At 45.1% G+C, this 4,465-nt stretch carries 3 protein-coding genes; all 3 read right to left on the reverse strand.

All coding sequences use genetic code 11. The annotated features are described in order from the left end of the window. Nucleotides 1-353 precede the first annotated feature (353 nt). The 3 genes from L5462_RS08420 to L5462_RS08430 are packed head-to-tail and all read right to left on the reverse strand — an operon-like array spanning nt 354 to nt 4,295. On the reverse strand, nt 354-1,841 hold the full coding sequence (locus L5462_RS08420; protein ID WP_237780337.1) for a trehalose-6-phosphate synthase: 1,488 nt from the start codon (nt 1,839-1,841) through the stop codon (nt 354-356). After that, nucleotides 1,834-3,135: a phosphomannomutase gene (locus L5462_RS08425; RefSeq protein WP_237780338.1), complete on the reverse strand. Its 1,302-nt coding sequence runs from the start codon at nt 3,133-3,135 to the stop codon at nt 1,834-1,836. Before L5462_RS08425 ends, L5462_RS08420 begins: the two co-directional genes overlap by 8 nt. Nucleotides 3,136-3,140: 5 nt before the next feature. Continuing rightward, on the reverse strand, nt 3,141-4,295 hold the full coding sequence (locus L5462_RS08430) for an NDP-sugar synthase (RefSeq protein WP_237780339.1): 1,155 nt from the start codon (nt 4,293-4,295) through the stop codon (nt 3,141-3,143). Between the last annotated feature and the right edge of the window lie 170 nt (nt 4,296-4,465).

Genomic DNA, 4,465 nt, shown 5'->3' on the forward strand with positions numbered 1-4,465 from the left:
GCGTTGTGGGTGTGTACTGCGGTGTTTTGCTGTGGGAAGCCCACTTCACTGCCAGCCATTCATGCTAATCTTTATATAAACCTATTTTCATAGAACTAACTGTCACATCTTAACGACTGATGCCCAAGGTCCTTCTATGATGTTGGCTGATGCCTAGGATGATTAGAAGAAACCCAGCATCGGACAGACTGCCTGCTTCGAGGGTTGCTCGGGGAGGGAAGGGTAATCTACCTGTGAACCCGTAGAGTTAGTGTGCAGGCAAAATTTACAAATTTATAAAAATTAGAAATTTCATTCTATTAGGATTTAGAGATATTGATTAACGAGGCGCTTACCTACTCACTCACTTTAATTTATTTCATCAGCCTCTCGAAGTCATCGAACTGTTCATTGATCCAGTGATATATTGTTCTTTCACGGACCTTCGATTTAAGGCCATCTGAAAGCTTCTTTCTTTCATCAGAGTTCATTGTTATGGACCTGTAGATAGCATCTGCAGTTTCCTTTATATCAAATGGATTCACACCTATGACGTACTCAGCGAGTTCCTCGTAGCAGCCGGCTTGCTCTGAAAGTATAACGGTTCCTGATTTTTCATTCATCAGAGCAGCCTCCTTGGGGACAATGTTCATACCATCGGCAATGGGGTTCACAATGAGGCAGTCATAGTTTTTGAATGCAGCAGCCACAAGTTCATAATCGGCACGGTGAATGTACTCAATGGGCTTCCAGCTGGAGTTACCGTAAATACCGTTGATTTCATCCACGATGCTCTTCACAGAATCCGTATAATCCCTGTACTCCTTTATCTGCTGCCTTGTTGGTTTACCCGTGGCAAGGAACTTTACCCTACCATGAAATTCAGGATGCTCCCTCAAAAACAGCTCATAGGCCCTGAAGCCACGTATTATGTTCTTGCTGAGATCCGCCCTGTCTGTGCGGTAGATGAGAAACATGTCCCCCTTTAACTTCCTGACAAAATCCTCCTTCTTTCTGAAAGCATCTGATTTGGCGGTTCTTCTTATGCTATCTGGATCAACTGATATGGGATAATTTCTTACAAATGTTTTTTCATCACCATTCAGCACCACTCCATTCTCAGCATCCACATCATAGCCAAGGTCCCCGCAGCATTCCATGAAGTTGGAACAGTACCTCTTTATATGGAATCCGAGAACCGTATTTGAAAGAAGCCCATTTATTATGCTTTCCCTCATCTTTTCGGGGAGTATTCTGAAATAGTCCCTCTGTGGCCAGGGGATATGTATGAACTGGCTCAGAAAGACGTCACCGACCTTCTTCTTTATGAAACCAGGACATAAATAGAGGTGATAATCCTGTAACATAATCAGAGGATTCTTTTCATTTCTTTCAATTTCAGATGCAACTCTTTCTGCAAATTTCCTGTTAACATGAACATAACCCTCATCCCAGGCAAGATAGGTTTTATCATCGATTTCAGGGGAGTATGGTGTGTTCCACATGTAGTGCTGGACGAACCAGAGGAGGGGGTTGCTTATGATACTGTAGTATGATTCATACCTTTCACGGTCCACTATAACAAATGAAACCGTGAATTTTGGATCATCCTCCGGGAGAGGAACCCTGTTTTCAGGGTACCCTGCTGCCACCTCGGCGTCCTCAAGGGTCATGGCACTGGAGACCCAGACACCACTGAACCTTTCAACAACAGGCAGCAGGGTTGAAACGAGACCCCCTGCACCTCTCTTCATAACAATTTTTCCACCTTTTCTGAAAAATTCCACGGGGCCCCTGTTAGATACTATAACAGGGTTCTTATCTTCAAGAAACTTCATGCTACGTTTCTGAAGTTCAATCACCATAAAGATCACTCATTTCACTTTTTAAAAGGTTCATTATATGGCGTGATTTCTTCTGGGTTTCCTCGGAGGATTCTGATTCAATGTAGATTCTTATAAGTGGTTCAAATCTTGAGGGCCTTATGAGAACGACTCCTGATGATTCTTCAACCCTTATACCATCTATAAGTTCAATTTTTTTGCCTCTGAAGTGTTCGGCAAGTCTTTCAATTACACTGTCCTTGAATTCGTTGGGACACTCCATGCTGAATTCAACCCTGCTGTACCTCTCCATTCCAGATGCGAGTTTGTGGAGTGTCATTTTCCTCTCGGCCATGATCTCAAGCATCTTCAGAAGTGCGAAGGTGGCATCATAGCAGTACTGGAATTCAGGGAATATGTACATTCCAGGTTCATCACCACCAAAAGCAGCATTCTCTGTGTAAACTTTGTTGAGGACATTGTTGACTGATGTCCTTATAAGACGTCCGCCGGTGACATTTTCCAGTGACTTTGATGCAACCACTGAGGACACCACGGGCCCATCAGAGGATTTAAGGTAATGGTCTGCGAAAATCGATAGTACGGTCTGGTCCCTTATGAGTTCACCCCTCTCGTCTATGAAGAAGATGGTGTCCCTATCGTTATCCAGTATAACCCCCATATCCGCGCCGGTTGCCCTCACAACGTCTGCTATCATGGATATGCTGGAGGCGTTCGCAAGGGGAAAGTTTTTACCAAATAGCGACCCTCTGAATGTGATGTTTATGGTCTGACAGTTGAGCTGGTTGAGTATATCCCCCTCAATGTTCCATGGGGACCCCTCATCGTAACCCAGGACCACCATAAATTCATGGTTTCCTACAGAGGGTGATATGAACTCAAATATTGATTTGACATAGGATTCAAGGTAGTTGTTAACATATCTTAGCTTTCCAAGTTGATTCCAGTCTGCATAAACCGTGGGGCGTTGTTCAAGCGGAATTTCATGGTTGCTGAGGAGTTTGATGTTTATTTCATCTGCTCGGAGGGGGGAGCGGGAGACATTTATCATCAGATGACTGTCAAACCGCTCCATGTGGTGGTGTATAACAGGGACTGTGGCAACACCAAAATCAATAACATCCACTCCAGCAGCCATCAATCCAGTCCCTATGGCCCTCTTTATCATCTGAGACGGTGTATGCGCGTCTCTCCCTATCAGGACACGCCTGCAGCTTACATAGTCACCTATCAACATTCCAAGGCTGAGGGCAAATGAACAGTCTATGTCCCGGTTAACAGAGCCCCTTATATCCTGGACGTACCTTGCCATCGTAATCACTGTTCAGCCACAATGGGATAATCTGAGTCAAGGAGGGAGCCTGAGAGTATCCTGAGGTTGTTGCTGACGCTGCAGTGGGATCTGATAACAGTTGCTGGTTCCAGGAGGGCACCACGACCGATCATTGCACACCTTTCAACGACGCAGTTCTCCCTGATATTGCAGCATTCATCAATAACACAGTTTACAAGCTGGGAGCCCTCCTCAATTCTGCTACCATCAAAAATAACGGAGCCCCTCACGAAGCTGTCACTTCCCACATAAACTCCGGGTCCAATTACGGTTTCCCTGGCTATGAATGCCCCATCATCTATCCTTGCACCATCACCTATAACCACGGGCCCAGCTATACGAACCCCCTCACCTATAACCACATCCTGACCCACCCATATATCCCCAAATCGACCGGGAACCTCATTTAAAAGTTCACCTTCAGGCTGGGGTGTTATCTGACCATTGAGGGCATCATGGTTGGCCTTGAGGAATGTATCCGGCTTACCTGCATCATTCCAGTAACCATCGAAAACGAACCCGTATACCCCCCTGTTCTCCTCTATCAAAACAGGGAAGATATCAGCTGAAAAGTCAGAGTTTCCCTCAGGGATATAATCGAAAATTTCAGGTTCCATGACGTATATGCCCGCATTTGCGATTCTACTGAAGACCTCCTCTGGACGGGGTTTCTCATGAAAACGTGTTATCCTCCTATCATCATCAAGAACCGCTATGCCGTAATGTGAAGGGTCCTCAACTGGTGTGAGGGCAATGGTAACAAGCGCATCCTTCTTTCTGTGGAACCGAACCATTTGCTGGAGGTCAAGGTCAAAGAGCACATCCCCACTTAGGACGATGAAGGTATCGTCTATGTTACTGGCCGCTGTCCTCACACCCCCTGCGGTTCCAAGGGGCTTCCTCTCGGATGAAAACCTGAAATCAAGGTCCGGGTACCTTGAGGAGACATATGAACTTATCTGATCCTCAAGATATCCCAGTGTCATTATAATCTTACTGTAACCAGAATCAACGACCCTCTGGATTATATAATCCAGTATGGGTCTATTTGCAACGGGTACAAGTGGTTTGGGTCTTGAAAATGTTAAAGGTCTTATCCTTGTACCCTTACCCCCCGCCATGACAACCACAGATGTCATGGATAATATTATGTTGCCCCCATCTAATAAGTATTTTCAGCCAGTACATAATATATTATGAATGAATAAACCTATTTTAAGAGCCACTTGAGAGGTCTGGGGCAATGAAGAAGGAATGAATAAACCTATTTTAAGAGCCACTTGAGAGGTCTGGGGCAATGAAGAAGGAA

Origin of the sequence: Methanothermobacter sp. K4, assembly GCF_022014235.1 — an archaeon.
GTDB lineage: Archaea > Methanobacteriota > Methanobacteria > Methanobacteriales > Methanothermobacteraceae > Methanothermobacter.